The organism is Streptomyces sp. NPDC008238, assembly GCF_042956445.1.
Taxonomy (GTDB): Bacteria; Actinomycetota; Actinomycetes; order Streptomycetales; family Streptomycetaceae; genus Actinacidiphila.
The window spans coordinates 102,418-118,988 of sequence record NZ_JBIBGK010000019.1; the positions used below are offsets into that span (position 1 = coordinate 102,418).

Here is a 16,571-nt window from a genome sequence, read left to right on the forward strand (position 1 = left end):
GCGACGTTCGGACCTACGTCGTCCGGTCGTTCACGCACGCCGCTCCGAAAGGCCGGGTAAGCCGATGAAATACGCGGAAGAAGTCGCGCCCATATCCGATCTGCTGGAAGAGCGGAGAATGCTGCTCGGCCTCGCGCGCGGGGCCGGGGCCGCCGCGGAACCGGCCCGGCAGTCCCTGCGCGGCCTCCGGGCCGGACCGGCCGGGACCGGACGGCACGGGGAGGCGGTCCGCGCGTTCCGGAAGGCGTGCGAGTCGCACGACCTGCGGCTCCTGGCCGGACTCCTGGCCCCCGACGTCTCGGCCGTCTTCGACGGCGGCGGCAGGATCCGCACCCCGGAACGGCCGGTCGGCGGGGCGGACGACGTCACCCGCTGCCTGGGCGGGCTGCTGGCCCCGCGGGACGGCGTCGTCATCGCCGAGGCCACGTTCAACGGCCGGGCCGGGCTGGTGGTCGGACGCGGCGGCGAGGCCGCCGCGGCGATCAGCCTCGACGTGCGGGGCGACCGGGTCGTGAACGTCTGGCTCGTCCTGAACCCCGACAAGCTGCGCGGCTGGGAGCGGTCGTGAGGGCCGGCCCCCGGCATCCCGGCGGGCCGTCCCGCCGTGCCTCCGGTGAAAGGGGAAGCGGCCCCTTCCGGGAATACCGGGCACTTCCTGTGCGAGGACCGCCACAGGATGTCCGGATTGCGACCATAGGCTGTGTCTATCGACGCCTTCGTATATGCGTCTTGGACGGCACGGCGTACTCGTCCATAGCATCCCAGCATGGCACTCGCAGGAATTCGTCCGGCGCGGGTCAGCCGCCGGGGAACGGCCGTGACCACCTCTGAGGAGACTTCCATGAATTGGCGCGAAGCCGCCGCCTGCAGTGAGGAAGATCCGGAACTCTTCTTCCCCATCAGCGGCAGCGGTCTGGGAATGGTGCAGATCGGCGAGGCCAAGGCCGTGTGCCACCGTTGCCCCGTACGGGAGCGCTGCCTGGAGTGGGCGCTGGGAGCCGGCCCCATGGAGGGCGTCTGGGGCGGCACCACCGAGGCCGAACGGCGCGCGATGCAGCGACGCACCCAGCGCGAGCGGCTGAGAGGAGCGGGCGGTACCGCGGCCTGACCGCCCCACGGCGGACGGCTCGCCGGTTCCCGCCCCGGCCTGCACGATGGAACCAAGACACTCATGGAGGCCCTGCGCCGCCGCACAGGTGTCTCCTCGGCCCTAGGACTCACGCTCATGCGGGGCAAGGACGCGGGACGACTGAGCACCCGCTCGAACCCGACGCTCGAGGACCGGCCCATGCTGATGGCGCTGGCCTTCCGGATGCTCGGCTCGACGCACGACGCCGAGGACGTCGTCCAGGAGACCTACGCCCGCTGGTACGGCATGTCCCCGTCGGCACGCGCCGGCATCGAGTCCCCCACGGCCTGGCTCGTCCGTGTGGCCGGCCGGATCTGCCTGGACCACCTCGGCTCCGCCCGGGTGCGCAGGGAGCGGTACACGGGCGAGTGGCTGCCCGAGCCCCTGCCGGACAGCGCGGCGTGGAGCAGCGTGCGGAGGCCGGGGCAGCCGGACGACCCCGCCGACCGGGCCGCCCTCGACGAGTCCGTCACGATGGGGATGCTGGTCCTGCTCGAGGCACTCACCCCGGCGCAGCGCGTGAGCTTCGTCCTGCACGACGTCTTCAAGGTCCCCTTCGCCGAGATCGCCGCCATCGTCGGCCGCAGCGCCGAGAGCTGCCGCGCGCTGGCCGTGGCCGCCCGCCGCGGCATCGCCTCCGCCCGCAGGCACGAGGCGGACCAGAAGGAGTACCGGCGGCTGGTCCGCGAGTTCAAGAGGGCCTGCCAGACGGGCGAACCCGACCGTCTGATCACGCTGCTGGACCCGCAGGTGACCGCCAGGGCCGACGGGGGCGGACACGTCAGGGCCGCACTCAGGCCCATCCGCGGAGCGGACAGGACGGCGCGCTACCTCATCGGTGTGACCCGCAGGGAGAGCGGTCTCGCCATGACCGGCATCACCCTGGAGAACGCCGCCCACCGCCCGGCCCTGGTCTGCCGCTCGGACGGGGCGGTGGTGGCCGTCGTCACCCTGAACGTCGTGGGATCACGGATCACCGACGTGTGGCTCACCCTGAACCCGGAGAAGCTGGCCTCCTGGGCGTAGGCGCGCTGGACCTGGCCTGGCCACCACCGGCCCTCCCGTGGCGCGTTCAGCGCTCGACCGCGTGCCGCATCTCCTCCTCGGTCGGCGTGGCCACCTGGGACGAGGGGCCGTAGAAGGCGTGCGACAGGCGCACCCTCAGGCGTTCGCGGCGGGTCCGCCGGCGCGGGAGGCCGTCCTCGTCCTCGTCGGGGCCGGGGGCCGGCGGCCGGTACTGCTCGTGGGAGCCCAGGACGTGACGCCGCGCGGCGTCGAGGGGGCGGTGGACCTCGACGTACTCGCCGTGCGGCAGCCGGCGGATCACCCCCGTCTCGGCGCCGTGCAGCAGCTTGTCCCGGTCACGCCGCTGCAGGCCCAGGCAGATGCGTTTGGTGACGGTGAAGGCCACCACCGGGACGACGAACACGGCGACGCGGATCGTCCACGTGACCGCGTTGATGGAGAGGTGGAAGCGCGTCGCGAAGATGTCGTTGCCGCCGCCGGCCAGCAGGCAGAAGTACAGGCTGAGCCAGGCGACGCCGAGCCCCGTGCGCACCGGGCGGTTGCGGGGCCGGTCCAGCAGGTGGTGCTCGCGCCGGTCCCCGGTGACCCAGGACTCGACGAACGGGTAGACGCCGATGGCCACCAGGACGGCGGGGAAGAGCAGCAGGGGTATCAGCACGCCGAGCACCAGGGTGTGCCCGCCGAGGTCGACCTCCCAGCCCGGCATGACGCGGATGAGGCCCTCGGCGAACCCCATGTACCAGTCCGGCTGGGCACCGGTCGAGACCTGGTCCGGCCGGTACGGCCCGTAGTTCCAGACGGGGTTGACGGCCGCGACGGCGGACAGCGCGGCCAGCACGCCCGCGACGAGGAAGAAGAAGCCGCCCGCCTTCGCCACGTACACCGGCAGCAGCGGCATGCCCACGGCGTTGCCGTTCCTCCGTCCGGGGCCCGCCCACTGGGTGTGCTTGTGGTGGAAGAGCAGGATCAGGTGGGCCGCCATCAGTGCGACGAAGATCCCGGGCAGCAGCAGGACGTGCACGGAGTAGAAGCGCGGGACGATCTCGCCGCCGGGGAACTCGCCGCCGAAGAGGAACATCGAGAGGTACGTCCCCACGACCGGGACCGACAGCACGGCGCCCTGCAGGAAGCGCAGTCCGGTGCCCGACAGCAGGTCGTCCGGCAGCGAGTAGCCGATGAACCCCTCGAACATGCCGAGGACGAGCATCAGCCAGCCGAAGACCCAGTTGACCTCCCTGGGCTTGCGGTAGGAGCCCGTGAAGAAGTGCCGCATCATGTGGACGAACATGGCCGCGACGAAGACGATGGCCGCCCAGTGGTGCATCTGTCGTACCAGCAGACCGCCGCGCACGTCGAAGGAGATGCCGAGGGTGGAGGAGTAGGCCTCCGACATGCTGACGCCGTTGAGCGGGGCGTAACTGCCGTCGTAGACCACCTCGTTCATGGAGGGGTGGAAGAAGAGCGTCAGGTAGACGCCGGTCAGGACCAGCACGACGAAGCTGTACAGGCAGATCTCGCCCGGCATGAACGACCAGTGGTCGGGGAAGATCTTGCGCATGTGGGCCCTGGCCAGGGTGTAGACGCCGAGGCGGCCGTCCGCCCAGTCGGCCAGCCGCTCCCCCCGGGGCGTCCGTCCTCGGTCTCTGGTGTTGCTGATCGTCACCTTGGCTTCCCTCGGGACTGTGCGCGCGGCTTCACGCGTCGGATGGGTCGTACGTCACGACGGCCCGGGCGCCGGGGATGTGAGGTGACGCCGGACACAGCGCCGCGCGCGGGTGCGGCCCGGTGCGGCCCGGGTGCGGCCCGGGTGCGGCCCGGGCGTGGCACGGGTGTGCCGCGGATGTGCGTCCGGTGGCCGGAGCGCCTCACATTCGCGGGCGCCGCCTCGTCATAGGGACATGCAGATCGGACACCTGAAGGGCCCGCTCCACGAGGTGATCGCGGGCCGCCTCGCGCGGCTCGCCCGCCTCGCCCGTCCCGAACACCTCCATCGACGGCTCGCGGCCGCGGTCGCGCACGCCGGCGGCACACCGGCGCCCGCGTACACCCGCGGCCCCGGCCTGCGCCTGGTGGAGGGCGGCGGCGGTGCGGGCTCCGGCCGGACCCGGGGGCGGACCCACGGGCGGCGGCGTGCCTGACGCGCCCCTGCCCGGAGCCGCCGACCACTCGCTGAGCACCGTGTTCGGCGAGCGCCGGGTGCTGCTGAACCTGGCGTTCCGCATGCTCGGCTCCTCGTACGACGCCGAGGACGTCGTCCAGGAGACCTACATGCGCTGGTACGCCCTCTCCGACGACGTCCAGCGCGACATCAGGTCGCCCATGGCGTGGTTGGTGCGGGTGGCGAGCAGGATCTGCCTGGACCACCTGTCCTCGGCCCGCGTACGAAGGGAGCGGTACGTGGGGGAGTGGCTGCCCGAGCCGCTGCCCGGGTCGGCCGGGGACAGCGTGGGCCCGGTGTCGGCCGGCGTCGACCCCGCGGACCAGATCAGCCTGGACGAATCCGTGACCATGGGGGTGCTGGTCGTCCTGGACTCGGTCACCCCGGCCGAGCGCGTGGCGTTCATCCTGCACGACATCTTCGGCGTCCCCTTCGCGGAGATCGCGGAGACGGTGGGCCGCACCCCCGCGGCCTGCCGTCAGCTCGCCACGTCCGCCCGCCGCCGGATCAGGGCGGCCGAGCGCCCGGGGGTCCTCGGCTCGCGGCACCGGGAGGTCGTGTCCGCGTTCAAGCACGCCTGCGAGACCGGTGACCTGGACTCGCTCGTGGGCCTCCTCGACGCGAACGCGACCGCGACCGCGGACGGCGGCGGACTGGTCAGGACCGCCCTGCGTCCCGTCGTCGGAGCCGACAAGATCGCCCGTCTCTTCCTCGGCGTCCTGCGGAAGGAACCCGGGGTCTCCTTCCGCGTGGAGGACGTCAGCGGCCGCCCGGGCCTCGTCGGGCGCGTGGACGGCGTGACCGCGGCGGTCATCGGGATCGGCCTCGGCGAGGAGGGCCGCATCGACCGGCTGTGGCTCGTGATGCACCCGGACAAACTGCGCGCGTGGCGCGGCAGGGACGACGTCCCGGGCGAGTACCGGGACCGCCGCCGTACGTGAGACGTACTGGCGGCCGGCGCGGAGGTCGGGCAGGCTCGCGGCATGGTCTCGGTGGTGCAGAACGTGGCGATCGACTGTGCGGATGCCTATGGGCTGGCCCTGTTCTGGAGCCGGGTGACGGGCCGTCCGCTGCATCCGGGGGACGCGCCGGGCGACCGCGAGACCCAGGTGATGCTCGCGGAGGGACCGGTGCTCTACTTCAACCAGGTGCCGGAACCCAAGACGGTCAAGAACCGGGTCCATCTGTGCCTGCGCCCCGGGACCTCGCGGGAGCAGGAAGTGGAACGGCTGCTGGGCCTCGGGGCGACGCTGGTCGCCGACCACCGCGATCCCGACGGCACCGGCTGGGCGGTCCTCGCCGATCCCGAGGGGAACGAGTTCTGCGTCCTCCGCAGCGAATCCGACCGGGCGGCGGCGCATTCCTGACGACTGATTCCTGACGATCGGGCGCCCGCCCGCCCGGCCCACGCCCGCCCGGCCCATGCACGCCCGGCCCATGCACGCGCCGACACGCCGACGCAGGCGCCACGGGCGTCGGGCGGCGGTCGTGCCGCCCCGGAACGCGCCCGTGAGCTGGGTAGAGTCGCCGGCGTGGGACTCTGGCTGCTCAACAACCTGAACACGGCCGGCCTCGCGATCCTCATCGTCGGAGGCGTCGTCGTCCTGTCGCTCGCCGCCTGCCTGGTGGCGCGCCGCCTTTTCCCCGAACTGGTCCGTGGCGTGACCAATGACGTGTCCCGCACGGTACTCGAACTGTTCGGGGCGATCTACGGAATCGTCCTCGCCTTCGTCATCGTGACCCTCTGGACCGAACTCGAGCAGGTTCAGGTGGTGGTGACGTCGGAGGCCAGCGACCTCGCCGTGATCTCCCGCAACGCGCACGCGTTCCCAAACGACGTGCGGGTGAGGCTGGACCGCGCGATCGGCGACTACGTCCACGCCGTCGTGGAGGACGCGTGGCCGCTGATGCGCGAGGGGAAAAACAGCCTCAGCGCGACCTCGGGCAAGCTCGAGGCGTTGTACGGGGTCCTCCAGGGCTACGACCCGAAAACCGCCTCCGAGCAGGCCTTCTACAGCGAGTCGGTGGAGCGGCTGAACGACGTGACCACGCAGCGCAGAACCCGCATCCTGGCCGCGACGCAGCACCTGCCCGTCCTCCTGCAGGTCCTCACCTACGGGGGAGCGCTGGTCGTGATGCTGGTCACCCTGCTGTACGGGGTGGAGAACCTCAAGGTGCAGCTGCTCTTCGTGGGGTCGATCGCGTTGCTGGTGGGCCTGAGCCTCACCCTCGTCCTCGTCCTCGAACACCCCTTCGCCGGGGATGTGAGCGTGAGTCCGGATCCGTTCATGGAAGGCCAGCTGGGCAAGTACTGGGGCAGGTGACGTGGGATCGCCCGGGACCGGCCCCGCGCGGCCGGTTCCGGGCGATCCTCCGTCACAGGCCGGTACCGGCGGCCGCGGCCTTGCCGCTGAGGTTCTCCAGGTCGCTCCTGCGGACCCGGACCAGCAGCAGCGCGACCAGCAGTGCGACGGCCGCCATGGCCGCCGAGGTGACGAACGCCGAGGAGATGCCCTCGGTCAGCACCTGGTGTCCCCAGTGGCCCGGCAACTGCCCGCTCCGTGCCACCTCGGCCTTCTCCGCGTCGGTGGCCCGCGCCAGGAAGGCCGGCATCTGCCGTCCCGCCTCGTCGCGGGTCGCCGTTCCGAAGACCGTCACCATGATGGAGAGCCCCAGTGAGCCGCCGACCTGCTGCGAGGCGTTGAGCACCCCGGAGGCGGCGCCGGCCTCGTGCGGGGCGACGCCCGAGACACTGGTGAGGGTGAGCGTCACGAAGTTGAGGCCGATGCCCGCGCCGAAGAGGAACAGCGGCGCCATCACGCCGCCCACGTACGTGGTGCCGGGATCGATCGCCGTCAGCCAGCCCAGCCCGACGATCGACAGGGCCGAGCCGATGACCACGAACGGCTTGGGGCCGAGCGCCGGCAGCAGCCGCTGCGTGATCCCGACCGCGACGACCAGCGCCGCGGTGAAGGTCAGCGACGCCAGACCGGAGCGGATCGGGCTGTAGCCCAGCACGATCTGGAAGAACTGCACGATGAAGAAGAACATCCCGTACATCGCGCCCGCCAGGCAGAGGATGATGACGTACGAGCCGACGCGGTTGCGGTCGCCGAACATGCGCAGCGGGATGATGGGCTGCGCGGCCCGGGACTCGACGAGCACGAACGCCGCGAGGAGCACCGCCGACGCCACGAAGGCGGTGACGGTCAGCGGGTCGCTCCAGCCGTCCCCGGAGGCCCGGATGAACCCGTAGACGAGCGAGGCCATGCCGAGGGTCGAGGTCGCGGCGCCGGCGACGTCGAAGTGGCCCGGGTGGCGCCGGGACTCGTTGATGTAGACCGGGGCGAGCCCCGCCACGAGGAGCCCGATCGGGACGTTGACGAACAGCACCCACCGCCAGTCGAGCCACTCCGTGAGCATGCCGCCCGCCAGCAGCCCGACGGCCGCGCCGGCCCCGGAGACGCCAGCGAACACGCCCATCGCCCGGTTGCGTTCCGGGCCCTCGGCGAAGTTGGTGGTGATGAGCGCGAGCGACGTGGGGGAGGCGATCGCGCCGCCGACGCCCTGGAGGGCGCGCGCCGCCAGCAGCTGCCAGGGCTCCTGCGCGAGGCCGCCCAGCAGGGACGCCAGGGTGAAGACGACGATGCCGGTGGTGAACACGCGCCGGCGCCCGAGGATGTCGCCCGCCCGGCCGCCCAGCAGCAGCATGCCGCCGAAGGTCAGCGTGTAGGCGCTCAGGACCCAGGACAGGTCGGTCGTGGAGAAGCCGAGCGAACGCTGGATGTTCGGCAGCGCGACGTTCACGATGGTGCTGTCCAGCACGATCATCAGCTGGCATGCGGCGATGATGAACAGCGCGATCCCCGGGTGGCCGGTTCGACGGGCGGCACCGGGTACGGGCGCGGCCTGTTCCAGCTGGGTCGTCATCGGCCGACCCCCCGCCGTGCGGTCGTGCCGATCCTGACGTCCGCGGACCGGCGGCCCGCGTCAAGAGGGTCGGACATCTCTTTCCTTCCGTCGAGGCGAAGTGCGACGGCGCGCCCTGGGGGCGGCGCCTCACCGGAATGACGAGGCGCTCCGACCGCGCGTGAGGTGATCGCCGTCACAGGGCGCGCGTGCGTGTGAGCGGCGCTACATCACACATGCCGGCGGCGCGTCGTCGTGTCCGTGTAGGGGCCGATCCGGCCGGGAGGACGGGAGTGCCGATGGAAGAGCCATCACAACAGCGGGTCGTGGTCGGCGTCAGCGGCTCCCTGAACAGCCTGGTCGCGTTGCAGCGCGCCGGCGCCGAGGCACGTCTGAGCAGGCGCAGGCTGCTGGCCGTCCTGGTGTGGACCCGGGCCGAGGCCGGCCTGCTGTCCCGGGGCCCCGGTCCGGAGGTGCCCGTGGCCGGGAACGCGTTCGGGCCCGCGTTCGGGCCCACGTTCGGGCACGCCTTCGGGCGCGGGCCCGGAAGCGCGGCCCGGAGCGCGGCGACGCGGCTCCTGACCGCCATGCTGAACGACGTCTTCGCCGCCACCGCCGACGACCTGCACATCGACGGCCTGGCGATCTCGGGCCGGCATCCGGGGGAGACCCTCGTGAAGATCGCCCAACGCGACGACGACCTGCTGGTCGTCGGCGCCGGACGGAGGCGGCCGTTCGGCTGGGCGCGGTCGCGGGTGGCCCGGCACTGCCTCGTTCACGCGTCGTGTCCGGTGCTGACCGTGCCGCCGTCTCCGTTGCAGCTGGACCTGGAGGCGATGACGCGGAGGCGGGGGCTTCGGCGGTACGGCCGTGACGAGGTACGGCAGGAGTTGTTGCGGGCGTTGACGGGGGAGCGGCTCGCGCACGGCGACTTGTGACGGGCGCGGGCCGGTTCGTTCCAGCGCGGCACGCGTCACCCGCGCCGGACGGGTAAGACGGCAGCCATGAGGATCGATGGGACCGCGGTCCCCGTACGGCAGCGGCGGTTGCTGCTGCCGCCCCTGCTGCTGCCCCTGCAGTGGGCGTTGCTCGTCGCGCTCGGGGTGCTCGTGACCGGCCCGTGGGCGGGCCGGTGGCCGTTGTCGGCGGAGGACGGAGCCGTCCGGTTCCTGTCCGCGCACCGCAGCGGCGCCGGTGACGCCGTGTCGCGCGGGCTGTCCCTGGTCGCGGGCACGCAGGGGGTGGTCGCCGTGACGCTGCTGTGCGTGGTGGCGCTGCTCGTGCTGCCCCGCACCTCACGCCGGGCCGAGGCGTGCTTCCTGGCCGGTGCGGTGGCGGCGCAGTCGGCGGTCTTCGTCCTCGTCACCCTGTGCGTGGCGCGGCCCCGCCCGGACGTCCCGCACCTGGAGCAGGCGCCGCAGACCTCGAGCTTCCCCTCGGGGCACGTGGGCGCCGCGCTCGCCCTGTACGGGGCCCTGGCCGTGATCGTGGCCCGAGGACCGCGCCGCCCCTGGCGGCTGCCGCTGACCGCGCTGCTGCTCTGCCTCCCCGCGGCGGTCGCGGCGGCACGGCTGTACGCGGGGATGCACCACCCCAGTGACGTCGTCGGCGGTCTCCTCAACGGTGCCTGCACCCTGTTCGTGGCGGCCCGCGCCCTGTTGCCGCCGGGCAGGCCGCGACGCGGACGCCCACCCGGCCCCCGTTCCCGTCGCGGCGCCGGAGGACGCCGGGCCGTCGTCGTCCGGCATCCGCACGCCTGCCCCGACGAACTGGCCGACGCGGTCCGCGCGGCCCTGGACCGGCACGGCTACACCGACCAGCGGTGGACCCTCACCACGGCCGAACACCCGGGCGGCGAACTGAGGGCGCTGACCACGCGATCCGGTCCGGCGCTGGTCGTGGCCTGCGGCGGCGACGGCACCGTCCGCGCCTGCGCCGAGCCCCTGCTGGGCACGGACACCGCGCTGGCCATCGTGCCGTGCGGCACCGGCAACCTGCTGGCCCGCAACCTCGACCTGCCCCTGGACCCGGCGGCGGCCCTGGAGCGGGCCCTCGCCGGGCGGACCGGCCGCATCGACGTGGGGCGGGTGCACGGCGACGGGCTGCCCGCAACCTGCTTCACCGTCATGGCCGGAGCGGGTCTCGACGCCGCCATGGTCCGCGACGCCTCCGACCGGCTCAAGGCGCGCCTGGGCTGGAGCGCCTACGCGGTCTCGGGGTTCGGCCACCTCCGCGACCCCCGTATGCACGTCGCGATCCGCCTGGACGGCGGGCCGGAGCTGACGCGCCGGGCGCGGATGGTCCTCATCGGCAACGTCGGTGTCCTCCAGGGCGGCCTGCCGCTGCTGCCCGCGGCGCGCCCCGACAGCGGCCACGTGGACCTCGTGCTGCTCGATCCGCGCGGCCTGACCGGATGGGCGGCCGCCGCCGGGCACCTGGTGGCGGCCATGCTGCCGGGCCGCGCGGGCCGGCGCGGCGACGGCGCGCCGGCCGGCTCGCCGGTGGCCAGGGGAGCCCTGGAGTACTTCCGGGCCCGGCGGATCGACCTCGGCTTCGCCACGCCCCAGGCCCGCGAACTCGACGGCGACGTCGTCCCCGACGGCACCCGGCTCACCGTCGAGGTCCAGCCGGCGGCCCTTGCCGTCCGCCTGCCCGCCCCCACGCCCGCGCCCACCCCCGCGCCCGCCGCCCGTGCCGGCCGGCACGAGGACGACCGCGCCGTCGCTTCCGGCGGCTGAGTTCCCGCCGCTCCCCGCGGCCGTACCAGGCAGGAGAACGATGGGCACCGCCACCCGCGTCCCGCAGCGACGCGACGTCCAGGGCGACGAACTGTCCGGCGACGAGGCCTGGGCCGCGCTGCGCCGTCACGGCGGCTGGAGCCTGCTGCGCGACTCCTTCGTGCGCTTCCGCTACGCCGACGGCTTCAGCCACTCCCGCGCGCTGGCCCTGCAGACGGTCCTGTCGATCGTCCCCTTCGCCATCGCCGTGATCGGCCTGTCGAGCGTCCTGCACACCGAGGACATCGGCCGCGTCGCCGAACTGACCGTGCGCCGGATCGCGAGCGGACCCAGCCAGCAGGTGATCGACGACGCCCTGCGGCAGAGCCACCGGCAGGGCGACGGCGGCGGGCAGGCGGCCCTGTGGCTGGGGCTGCTGTTCTCCGTCGTCAACGTCACCACCGGGCTGTGCCAGGTCGAGCGCGGCGCCAACCGCATCTACGGCGTGGAGCGGGACCGCCCCTTCCCGCAGAAGTACAGCCGCGGCCTGGTGATGGCCGTGCTGGCGGGCGTGCCGCTCGGCCTCAGCTTCGTCCTCACCGTCCTGGGCGCCCACCTGACCCGGGCCCTCGCGCAGGTCTACCACCTCGACACCGCCACCACCCACGCCTGGGACGTCCTGCGCTGGCCGCTCGGGATACTCCTCGCGGTCCTCGCCACCAGCGCGATCTTCCGCCGCTCACCCCGCCGGGACCAACCCGGCTACACCTGGCTCGCCTTCGGCGCGACGACGTACCTGGTGCTGTGGAGCCTGTCGACCTGGGCGCTCAGCCTGTACGTCGGTGCCAGCGGATCCTTCACCAGCATGTACGGGCCGCTCAGCGCCTTCGTCGCACTGCTGCTGTGGTCCTACCTCACCTCGGTCGCGCTCTTCCTCGGCCTGGCCTTCGCCGCGCAACTGGAGGCGGTCCGGGCGGGGGTACGGCAACCGGCCGCCGACGACCCCGGGGTGTGACCCCCGTTCGGCGGAGCCGGTCGCGTGCGCGTGCGCGGGCCGAGCGGCGGCCGGCCGAGGGCGAGGTTGCGGGGTGCCCGATGTGCGCATAGCTTCGACGAGCGCTGACGTCGATCGGAACGGTGTGCTCAGGGGCGGTCGATCAGCCGGTATCCGCCGTACCGCACGCGCCGCGGGGCTTCGCCCGCACTCGCGCGTGCCGGAGAGGCATGACCACATATCTGCCCCGGACAGGTGAACCATGCGCACTCGCAGGGTCAAGGCCAAGGAACTGATGGCGCTCGTCTCGGCCCTGGCGGCCGTCCTGACGGTCTCCGTCATCGTGGGTTACGCGGCGTCGAACGGTGGTCCCGGCACCACCGAGCGGTGGCCGCAGGCGGAACCGCCCCCCGGTTTCGCGTCCGAGTACGCGGAGGTCAACGGCTTCAGGATGCACTACGTGAAGGGGGGCAAGGGTTCACCCGTGGTGCTCATCCACGGCTTCCCCCAGACCTGGGCCGAGTGGCGGTCGCAGATGGGCCCGCTGGCCGAGGACCACACCGTGATCGCCGTCGACCTGCGGGGCATCGGTGACTCCGAGATCACCAGCGGCGGCCACCAGACCGCCCAGATGGCCGACGACGTCCACGAGTTGCTGAAGCAGCTGAAGCTGAACGAGGGCGTCCAGGTCGTCGGCCACGACGTCGGCCTGTACGTCGCCTACGCCTACGCGGCCCAGTGGCCGTCCGAGGTGCGCCGCATGGCCGTGCTGGAGGGCCACATCCCGGACACGAGCATCTACACCCTGCCGGCTCTGCCCGCCAGCCCGAAGACCCCGTCCGTATGGCACTTCGGCTTCTTCCAGACGCCTCTGGCCGAGCAGCTCATCGCCGGGCACGAGCGCCCCTTCATCCAGGACTTCATCGCGCAGCACCTGGTGGTCACGTCCTCCTTCAGCGCGGACGACTACGACTTCTACGCCCACTACCTGAAGGAGCCCGGCCGTACGAAGGCCTGGATGGACATCTGGCGCCAACTGCGCGCGGACGTGGCCCGGAACGGGCAGTTCGCGGACCGGGGCAAGCTGAAGATGCCCATCCTGGCGATCGGCGGCCAGGAGTCGTTCGGCGGCAGCATCGCCGAGCAGTGGCGCCAGTACGCCGAGAACGTCGAAAGCCGGGTCGTCCAGGGTTCGGGGCACTGGGTGACCGAGGAGAAGCCGCAGGAAGTGACGGCCCTGCTGCGGTCCTTCCTGCAGAAGTAGGGCCCCACGTGCCCGGAGGACCAGCCGGCCGTCCGCCCTATGGCCCGGGAAACGACGTCAGGTCGACGGCCACCCGGGACAGCATCTGTTCGAGCAGGTGGAAGGCTCGTGCCCGCGTGGGTGCCTGGCGGAACGTGCCGTACCAGTAAATGTCGGTGTATCCCTCGACGGCGACCAGGGTCTCGTCCGCGTTCCGGGCGGCGAGCACCAGCACGAACCGCACGTAGTCCCCGACGTCGGTGCCGGGCGGGTGCCGTGCCAGGAAGGGGCGCAGGCGGGCGGTGAGGGCCGGCAGCGTGCGTGCGGTGGGGAAGACGACGGCCAGAGCGGCGAGGGCGAGCCGCACGGCCGGGCACTCGGCCTGCCACCGGGCCAGGAGCTCCGGTGCGCGGGACCCGACCACGGCGCGGGCCCGGGCTTCGCTCTCCGGATCCGCGTGGGGCGGGGTGTCGGGCCAGCAGGAGGCCTGATGGCGTTCCGCGACCGTGGCGGCGCTGAAGAGGACGTTCACCAAACCGACGCGCTCCCGCGCGGGCACCCGGTCGTCGCCGGCCAGCACCGCGAGCAGCACGAGGCCTTCGGCTGTGGAGGCCTGGCATGTGTCCTGGTGGAGGATTCCGTTGTAGAAGTCCCCGAGGAACCAGCGGTCGTCGTCCCAGCTCGGGTCCGCCACGGGCATGAACAGCATGTGGGCCTGGGACGGCCGGTCCCGTTCGGGCACCCGGTCGGCGATCACGTCCCGGAAGATGCGCCGGATCGGCGGGCCGAACGCCTGGCCGGTCCGCTCGGTCTCCTGCCGCCCACCCGGTCCGTCGCTCGCCATCGGCGCAGCGTACAGCGGCGCGTGCCGCGGGCGGACGGCCGGTCCGTCAGGCCGCGGAGCCGGTGGCGTCGTGGTCGGTGGAGAGCGCGAGGGGCCGCCAGGCGGCGGTCTCCTTGCGGAGCTCGGCGATCTTGCCGTCCATCGCGGCGGCGCAGTCGCTGCCGAGCTGCGCGCGCATCGGCGGGTGGTCGGAGTCGGCGAGCTCGATCATGGCCCGGGCGCCCTTGACGGGGTCACCGGGCTGGCCGTGGTTGAGGCCGGGGACGGCGTCGCGCACCGCACCGGCGGTGGCGGCGTAGTCGGGGATCACCCGGCCCTCGGTGTGCAGGCTGGACGCGTCGAGGAAGTCGGTGCGGAAGTAGCCCGGTTCGACGATCACGACGTGGATGCCCAGCGGGGACAGCTCGTCGTGCAGCGCCTCGGAGAGCCCCTCGACCGCGAACTTGGTGGAGCAGTAGACGCCGAAGCCGGGCGCGCCGCGGAAACCCCCGATGGAGCTCAGGTTGAGGATGCGGCCCGACCGCTGCCGGCGCATGATCGGCAGGACGGCACGGGTGACGTTGGCGAGGCCGAAGACGTTCGTCTCGTAGACCGCCCGGAACGCCGCGTCGGAGACCTCCTCGACCGCTCCCAGCACCCCGCGGCCCGCGTTGTTGACCAGGACGTCGATCCTGCCGAAGGCGTACACGGCCGCGTCGGCCGCCGCGCGGGCCTGCGCCTCGTCGGTGACGTCCAGGGCGACCGCGAGCACCCGCTCGCCGTACGCGGAGAGCGCCTTCTCCACGTCCCGGGGGTCGCGGGCCGTCGCCACGACGCGGTCGCCGCGCTCCAGTGCCTGTCGGGCGAGCTCCAGTCCGAATCCGCGGGCCGCGCCGGTGATGAACCAAGTGATCATGACAGCCACACTCCGGGTCTCCGGGGGTCAGTGCGCGATGAGGTTCTGGCCGCCGTCGATGTCGTACGTCCCGCCGGTGAGCGCGCCGTTGCACATGATGTGGGTGGCGAGCGCGGCGATGTCCGCCGGGCCGACGACCCGCCGGATGGGCAGCGTGGCGCGCAGTTCCTCGCGCCGGGCCTCGAGCCGGTCGCCCAGCAGTGACGCCGACAGGGCGGTGTCGACGAAGCCGGCGGCGATGAGGTTGACGCGGATCGGCGCCAGTTCCAGCGCCAGGTTCGCGGTGAGGGCGGGCAGTGCCGCGGTGAGGGTGGACGCCACGGCCATGCCGACGCCGGGGCGCCGACCGCCCGTGCCGCCGATGAACAGCAGGGTCCCGCCGGGGCGGACCTTGCCGGCGCTGTGGAGCGCCACCCCCAGGGTCATGGCGAGGCGGTCGCCGAAGTGACGGCGGGCCGTGGCGAGGTCCATCTCCGCCAGCGGCATGTAGAACGGGCTGCCTGCCGTGAGCAGCACGTGGTCGACGGTGCCCGGCAGGCCCCGGAAGAACTCCCCGAGGCGGTCGGTGTCGGTGGCGTCGAAGGCCGCCGTGCTCAGCGGCCGGAGCTCGTCCGCGGCCTTCCGCAGCCGATCGGGGTTGCGCCCGGTCAGGACGACCTCCCCGCCGCCGTCCCGTACCCGGCGCGCGGTCTCCAGGCCGATGCCCGAGCTGGCCCCGATCACCACGACGGTCTGGCCGCCGAGGTCGGCGGGCTCCTGGTGCGCGGTGCCGCCCGTCATGGGTACCTCCGATCGCCGGTCCCGTCGTGGGGGGCCGGGGGAGAGGGGGCTGAGGGGTCAGGGCTCAGGGGTCAGGGAGCCGGGGGGTCAGAACAGCGCCTCGCCGCCGTGCAGTTGCGGGTACAGCGCGCCCGTGCCACCGGACAGCGCCGCCAGGACCCGCCGGGTGATGTCGTCGGCGACCACCTCGTCCGCCCCGGCCTCCACGCCGTCGAGGGTGGCACGCGCCACGGTCGCGGGATCCTCCTTCGGGCCGGTCACGGCCGCGGCCATCTCCGTCGCCAGGTAGCTGACGTGCAGCGCCGTGACCTGCGTCCCCTGCTCGGCCAGCGCCAGCCGCAGGGCATTGGTGATCGACCACTCGCCGGACTTGGCGGCGGCGTACCCGGCGGTGCGCGGGACGGACACCCAGGACAGGATCGAGAGCACGTTGACGATCGCGCCGCCCCCGTTGCGGCCGAGCACGGGGGCGAAGGCCCTGCTCATGGCGAGGGTGCCGATGACGTGCGTCTCGAACTCCGAGCGGAACGCATCCAGGTCGGTGGTGAGGACGTTCGCCCGGGTCGTGGATCCCGCGTTGTTGACCAGGAAGGTCACGTCCCCGGCCTGCTCGGCCGCGGCACGCACCGACGCGTGGTCGGTGATGTCCACCGCTATGGGGACGGCATCGGGGACGGAGACCTTCGCGGGGTCGCGGGCTCCCGCGTAGACCTTGGCCGCCCCGGCCTCGAAGAGTGCCTTCACGAACTGCTCACCGAGCCCGCGGTTGGCTCCGGTGACGAAGGCGACGGACCCTTGGACCTTCATGGGGACACCCTCCCGGCGTGCGGCAGCGGGGCTCCGGCGCGCGGTCACGGCGCGCCACGGCGGCCCGTG

The 16,571-nt window shown here is 73.0% G+C and carries 17 protein-coding genes; 11 read left to right on the forward strand and 6 right to left on the reverse strand.

The window, feature by feature from the left end:
* Positions 1-64 precede the first annotated feature (64 nt).
* From ACFZAU_RS30205 to sigJ (ACFZAU_RS30215), 3 genes are all read left to right on the forward strand, one after another.
* Positions 65-568 carry a sigma-70 family RNA polymerase sigma factor family protein gene (locus tag ACFZAU_RS30205; RefSeq protein ID WP_500554756.1) on the forward strand — a complete coding sequence of 168 codons (504 nt, stop codon included), beginning with the start codon at positions 65-67 and terminating at the stop codon, positions 566-568.
* Positions 569-841: 273 nt separating this feature from the next.
* Positions 842-1,108 (forward strand): WhiB family transcriptional regulator, encoded by a 267-nt coding sequence (locus ACFZAU_RS30210; protein WP_500464085.1) that lies wholly within the window; start codon positions 842-844, stop codon positions 1,106-1,108.
* Between the two features lie 117 nt (positions 1,109-1,225).
* Complete coding sequence (gene sigJ / locus ACFZAU_RS30215; protein ID WP_500554757.1) at positions 1,226-2,155, forward strand: RNA polymerase sigma factor SigJ; 930 nt, start codon at positions 1,226-1,228, stop codon at positions 2,153-2,155.
* A gap of 46 nt (positions 2,156-2,201) precedes the next feature.
* Here the strand turns inward: sigJ (ACFZAU_RS30215) and qcrB are convergent, their stop codons facing one another.
* Positions 2,202-3,818 carry a cytochrome bc1 complex cytochrome b subunit gene (gene qcrB / locus ACFZAU_RS30220; protein WP_500554758.1) on the reverse strand — a complete coding sequence of 539 codons (1,617 nt, stop codon included), beginning with the start codon at positions 3,816-3,818 and terminating at the stop codon, positions 2,202-2,204.
* A gap of 235 nt (positions 3,819-4,053) precedes the next feature.
* Here qcrB and ACFZAU_RS30225 point away from each other — a divergent pair, with 235 nt between their 5' ends.
* From ACFZAU_RS30225 to ACFZAU_RS30240, 4 genes are all read left to right on the forward strand, one after another.
* Complete coding sequence (locus ACFZAU_RS30225; protein WP_500554759.1) at positions 4,054-4,293, forward strand: hypothetical protein; 240 nt, start codon at positions 4,054-4,056, stop codon at positions 4,291-4,293.
* Positions 4,286-5,254, forward strand: coding sequence for an RNA polymerase sigma factor SigJ (gene sigJ, locus ACFZAU_RS30230; protein ID WP_500554760.1), 969 nt, complete (start codon positions 4,286-4,288; stop codon positions 5,252-5,254). The genes ACFZAU_RS30225 and sigJ (ACFZAU_RS30230) overlap by 8 nt, the downstream gene beginning before the upstream one ends.
* Before the next feature lie 42 nt (positions 5,255-5,296).
* Positions 5,297-5,680 carry a VOC family protein gene (locus ACFZAU_RS30235; RefSeq protein WP_500554761.1) on the forward strand — a complete coding sequence of 128 codons (384 nt, stop codon included), beginning with the start codon at positions 5,297-5,299 and terminating at the stop codon, positions 5,678-5,680.
* Positions 5,681-5,845: 165 nt separating this feature from the next.
* Positions 5,846-6,637, forward strand: coding sequence for a bestrophin-like domain (locus ACFZAU_RS30240; protein WP_500554762.1), 792 nt, complete (start codon positions 5,846-5,848; stop codon positions 6,635-6,637).
* 52 nt (positions 6,638-6,689) lie between these two features.
* Here ACFZAU_RS30240 and ACFZAU_RS30245 read toward each other — a convergent pair whose 3' ends face one another.
* The gene (locus ACFZAU_RS30245; RefSeq protein WP_500554763.1) at positions 6,690-8,243 is read right to left on the reverse strand and encodes an MFS transporter; all 1,554 of its coding nucleotides are present in this window, start codon (positions 8,241-8,243) and stop codon (positions 6,690-6,692) included.
* 278 nt (positions 8,244-8,521) lie between these two features.
* Between ACFZAU_RS30245 and ACFZAU_RS30250 the strand changes: the two genes are divergently transcribed.
* From ACFZAU_RS30250 to ACFZAU_RS30265, 4 genes are all read left to right on the forward strand, one after another.
* Positions 8,522-9,160, forward strand: coding sequence for a universal stress protein (locus ACFZAU_RS30250; protein ID WP_500554764.1), 639 nt, complete (start codon positions 8,522-8,524; stop codon positions 9,158-9,160).
* Positions 9,161-9,226: 66 nt separating this feature from the next.
* Positions 9,227-10,960 (forward strand): bifunctional phosphatase PAP2/diacylglycerol kinase family protein, encoded by a 1,734-nt coding sequence (locus tag ACFZAU_RS30255; protein WP_500554765.1) that lies wholly within the window; start codon positions 9,227-9,229, stop codon positions 10,958-10,960.
* Between the two features lie 40 nt (positions 10,961-11,000).
* Positions 11,001-11,954 carry a YihY/virulence factor BrkB family protein gene (locus tag ACFZAU_RS30260; RefSeq protein WP_500554766.1) on the forward strand — a complete coding sequence of 318 codons (954 nt, stop codon included), beginning with the start codon at positions 11,001-11,003 and terminating at the stop codon, positions 11,952-11,954.
* Positions 11,955-12,195: 241 nt separating this feature from the next.
* On the forward strand, positions 12,196-13,197 hold the full coding sequence (locus ACFZAU_RS30265) for an alpha/beta fold hydrolase (protein ID WP_500554767.1): 1,002 nt from the start codon (positions 12,196-12,198) through the stop codon (positions 13,195-13,197).
* Positions 13,198-13,234: 37 nt separating this feature from the next.
* Here the strand turns inward: ACFZAU_RS30265 and ACFZAU_RS30270 are convergent, their stop codons facing one another.
* From ACFZAU_RS30270 to ACFZAU_RS30285, 4 genes are all read right to left on the reverse strand, one after another.
* Positions 13,235-14,020, reverse strand: a complete 786-nt coding sequence (locus ACFZAU_RS30270) for a hypothetical protein (protein WP_500554768.1) — start codon at positions 14,018-14,020, stop codon at positions 13,235-13,237.
* Between the two features lie 46 nt (positions 14,021-14,066).
* Entirely contained in the window at positions 14,067-14,915 is an 849-nt protein-coding gene (locus ACFZAU_RS30275) for an oxidoreductase (RefSeq protein WP_500554769.1), read from the reverse strand.
* A 27-nt stretch (positions 14,916-14,942) separates the two neighbouring features.
* The gene (locus ACFZAU_RS30280; protein WP_500554770.1) at positions 14,943-15,695 is read right to left on the reverse strand and encodes an SDR family oxidoreductase; all 753 of its coding nucleotides are present in this window, start codon (positions 15,693-15,695) and stop codon (positions 14,943-14,945) included.
* Positions 15,696-15,782: 87 nt separating this feature from the next.
* The gene (locus ACFZAU_RS30285) at positions 15,783-16,502 is read right to left on the reverse strand and encodes an SDR family oxidoreductase (RefSeq protein ID WP_500554771.1); all 720 of its coding nucleotides are present in this window, start codon (positions 16,500-16,502) and stop codon (positions 15,783-15,785) included.
* Between the last annotated feature and the right edge of the window lie 69 nt (positions 16,503-16,571).

What these genes read in the sequence shown, in the direction of transcription:
- ACFZAU_RS30205 (WP_500554756.1), top strand. Translation starts at nt 65, where the DNA reads ATGAAATACGCGGAAGAAGTCGCGCCCATATCCGATCTGCTGGAAGAG.
- ACFZAU_RS30210 (WP_500464085.1), top strand. Translation starts at nt 842, where the DNA reads ATGAATTGGCGCGAAGCCGCCGCCTGCAGTGAGGAAGATCCGGAACTC.
- sigJ (WP_500554757.1), top strand. Translation starts at nt 1,226, where the DNA reads ATGCGGGGCAAGGACGCGGGACGACTGAGCACCCGCTCGAACCCGACG.
- ACFZAU_RS30225 (WP_500554759.1), top strand. Translation starts at nt 4,054, where the DNA reads ATGCAGATCGGACACCTGAAGGGCCCGCTCCACGAGGTGATCGCGGGC.
- ACFZAU_RS30235 (WP_500554761.1), top strand. Translation starts at nt 5,297, where the DNA reads ATGGTCTCGGTGGTGCAGAACGTGGCGATCGACTGTGCGGATGCCTAT.
- ACFZAU_RS30245 (WP_500554763.1), bottom strand. Translation starts at nt 8,243, where the DNA reads ATGACGACCCAGCTGGAACAGGCCGCGCCCGTACCCGGTGCCGCCCGT.
- ACFZAU_RS30250 (WP_500554764.1), top strand. Translation starts at nt 8,522, where the DNA reads ATGGAAGAGCCATCACAACAGCGGGTCGTGGTCGGCGTCAGCGGCTCC.
- ACFZAU_RS30255 (WP_500554765.1), top strand. Translation starts at nt 9,227, where the DNA reads ATGAGGATCGATGGGACCGCGGTCCCCGTACGGCAGCGGCGGTTGCTG.
- ACFZAU_RS30260 (WP_500554766.1), top strand. Translation starts at nt 11,001, where the DNA reads ATGGGCACCGCCACCCGCGTCCCGCAGCGACGCGACGTCCAGGGCGAC.
- ACFZAU_RS30265 (WP_500554767.1), top strand. Translation starts at nt 12,196, where the DNA reads ATGCGCACTCGCAGGGTCAAGGCCAAGGAACTGATGGCGCTCGTCTCG.
- ACFZAU_RS30270 (WP_500554768.1), bottom strand. Translation starts at nt 14,020, where the DNA reads ATGGCGAGCGACGGACCGGGTGGGCGGCAGGAGACCGAGCGGACCGGC.
- ACFZAU_RS30275 (WP_500554769.1), bottom strand. Translation starts at nt 14,915, where the DNA reads ATGATCACTTGGTTCATCACCGGCGCGGCCCGCGGATTCGGACTGGAG.
- ACFZAU_RS30280 (WP_500554770.1), bottom strand. Translation starts at nt 15,695, where the DNA reads ATGACGGGCGGCACCGCGCACCAGGAGCCCGCCGACCTCGGCGGCCAG.
- ACFZAU_RS30285 (WP_500554771.1), bottom strand. Translation starts at nt 16,502, where the DNA reads ATGAAGGTCCAAGGGTCCGTCGCCTTCGTCACCGGAGCCAACCGCGGG.